A 389-nucleotide genomic window follows, 5' to 3' on the forward strand; every position below is an offset into this window, starting at 1 on the left:
TAGTAACAGGAGGAGCTGGGTTCAACCCATGAAATGATGACAAATTTAGAGTCTCAATATTACTATGTATATATTTTGCTATCAAAAAAGGATGGTAAAAAATATACTGGTTATACAAAAGATTTGTCATCAAGATTTGAGGCTCATCAAAAAGGAAAAGTAACATCAACAAAGCATAGAAGGCCATTTGAATTAATATATTTTGAAGGTTGTGTATCTCAAGAAGATGCATTAAAACGAGAAAAGTATCTAAAAACACATTACGGAAAGATGTTTTTAGGGAATCGCCTCAAATCTTATTTCACTGGTCAAGTTCAGAATACAAATGAAAATAATGGAATATAAAATTAAAGACTATAAGTATTTAGTAACAGGAGGAGCTGGGTTCA

Annotated in this window: 1 protein-coding gene; it reads left to right on the forward strand. The window is 30.8% G+C overall.

Going from position 1 to position 389, the window contains the following annotated elements:
* Positions 1-33: 33 nt before the first annotated feature.
* Positions 34-345, forward strand: coding sequence for a GIY-YIG nuclease family protein (locus FVF61_RS14120; RefSeq protein WP_199757316.1), 312 nt, complete (start codon positions 34-36; stop codon positions 343-345).
* Positions 346-389 lie beyond the last annotated feature (44 nt).

The organism is Xanthomarina maritima, assembly GCF_008084905.1.
Taxonomy (GTDB): Bacteria; Bacteroidota; Bacteroidia; order Flavobacteriales; family Flavobacteriaceae; genus Xanthomarina; species Xanthomarina maritima.

What these genes read in the sequence shown, in the direction of transcription:
- FVF61_RS14120 (WP_199757316.1), top strand. Translation starts at nt 34, where the DNA reads ATGATGACAAATTTAGAGTCTCAATATTACTATGTATATATTTTGCTA.